This window comes from Aquiflexum sp., assembly GCF_977115555.1.
Genome location: NZ_CDSBKL010000562.1, coordinates 1 through 2,099 on the forward strand (window position 1 = coordinate 1; position 2,099 = coordinate 2,099).

The following is a 2,099-nucleotide window of genomic DNA, read 5'->3' on the forward strand; positions in this document are numbered from 1 at the left end:
GTGACCAGTGTCAAGGTTTTGGGGGTATCTCTTCTGTTGATGATTTTCATTTTATAAATAGGTTTAAGGTTAATTTTTAAGGCAAAAAGATTGGAAGTCCTCAATTTAACCAATTTTGGACAGGTGCTCAAAATATTCATTAAATTGGTAGAATAACTGAAGGTAAAATAAAACCCCAAAGCCATGAAAACGATTATAATAACATTGATTTTCCTGATTCCAATCCTTGGACATGCCCAGAGCAATATCAAACCAACACTGACATTGGAAGAAGCAAGCAGGATGGCTGATGCCGCCGAAGCCAAAGCAAAGGCCGAAAACTGGAATGTGGTGATTGCCATTTTGGATGATGGAGGGCACCTGATTACCTTAAGAAGAATGGATGGCGTACAGTTGGGAAGCATAGACCTAGCCCAAACCAAAGCGAAAACAGCAGTGTATTATAAAAGACCATCAAAGGTTTTTGAGGAACAAGTTACCAATGGAAACATCAGACCGCTGAGCATGCCCAATGTTTTTGCCTCGGAGGGAGGAGTTCCCATCATCAAAGATGGGGTAGTCATCGGTGCGATAGGCGTATCCGGAGTGACCTCAGTTCAGGACGGGATCATTGCTGCGGCAGGATTGGCAGTGCTTTAGGATGAAATGAATCTGTTAGATTCTTTCTTTTCTTACAAATTCAGCCGTTTGCCCATGATTTATTTTCTTTTTATTTATCAATTATGAAAATTCTAACAATTACATTTTTCCTCTTTTTGGGTCACATATCTCTTGCCCAACAGGGAACTATTTTTGAAATAAACAATAAGCTTGGTCGGGGGATCAACATGGGAAATATGTTTGAAGCTCCTACAGAAACTGAATGGGGAAATCCTTTCAGGAATGATTATTTTGAAAGGATTGCAGATCAGGGTTTCAACCATGTCAGGATACCTATTCGTTGGGACACCCCTTCTAGGACACAGATGCAATCCCCAAACACCATTAATGCGGGTTTTTTGGTTAGGATCAAGGAAGTAGTTGATCTGGCATTAAAGGAAAACCTGATGGTAATTATCAATATGCACCACCACGAGGATTTGTTTGCAGATCCCTTAGGCAACAAATCCAGATTTTTGGCACAATGGTCGCAGATTGCTGATTATTTCAAAGATTATTCCGAAGACCTTGTTTTTGAGGTGATGAATGAGCCCCATGGCCAATTGACACCTGGGCTTTGGAATGCATATTTTGCAGATGCGTTGTCTGAAATAAGGAAAACCAATCCTGACAGGGCAGTAATGATGGGAACAGCCAATTTTGGAGGTGTTTCCGGGATATTTGAACTAGATCCTCCTGCAGATGATAATATCATTGTGACGGTTCATTTTTACAGTCCTTTCACATTTACCCATCAAGGTGCAGATTGGGTTGGCCCTCAAACCCAAGCCTGGCTAGGCACCAAATGGAATGACCTTGAATTCGAAAGAGAATCAATCCGCCAGGAGATCCAACCTTTGATTGAGTTTTCTGCAGCCAGAAACATTCCGATCCATATGGGTGAATTTGGCGCTTTTAGTACTGCAGACATCGATTCTAGGAGACGTTGGACCAATTTTCTAGGAAGATATTTTGAATCGGAAGGTTTCAGTTGGGCCTACTGGGAATGGAGTGCTGGTTTTGGTGTGTTTGACCCCAAGACCAACCAATATAATGAGCAGCTGATCAATGCCCTTCTCATTGATCCTTTGCAGGAACCACGAGAGGCTTTTCCGATTCCGGTATATGAGAGCAATTTTTCCAATTCCAATGATGGATGGAGTTTTTTTGCGCAGGAAAATGCCCTAGGAAACCTTACAAGAGAAAGTGGGCTTTTGAAAAACACCGTTCAAAAAATTGGGACGGAAAGTTGGCATGCACAACTGATCAAAAACAACATCAAGCTTGAAAAAGGGAAAATTTACAGGTTTTCATTTGAAGCAAAAGCAGAGCAAGCCCTTGCATTAAATTATTACCTTGGAAAAGCCAGTGATCCCTATAACGGCTACAGCGGTGGAGGAAACGCGTCCTTATCGCAAGAATATAAAGAGTATACACAGGTTTTTACAATGAGTGATCCG

The 2,099-nt window shown here is 41.5% G+C and carries 2 protein-coding genes; both read left to right on the forward strand.

The window, feature by feature from the left end:
- The first annotated feature begins 183 nt into the window (after positions 1-183).
- Complete coding sequence (locus ACZFYI_RS19575) at positions 184-639, forward strand: GlcG/HbpS family heme-binding protein (RefSeq protein WP_462525805.1); 456 nt, start codon at positions 184-186, stop codon at positions 637-639.
- Between the two features lie 83 nt (positions 640-722).
- The coding region (locus ACZFYI_RS19580) for a cellulase family glycosylhydrolase (protein ID WP_462525806.1) at positions 723-2,099 on the forward strand (1,377 nt) is incomplete at its 3' end.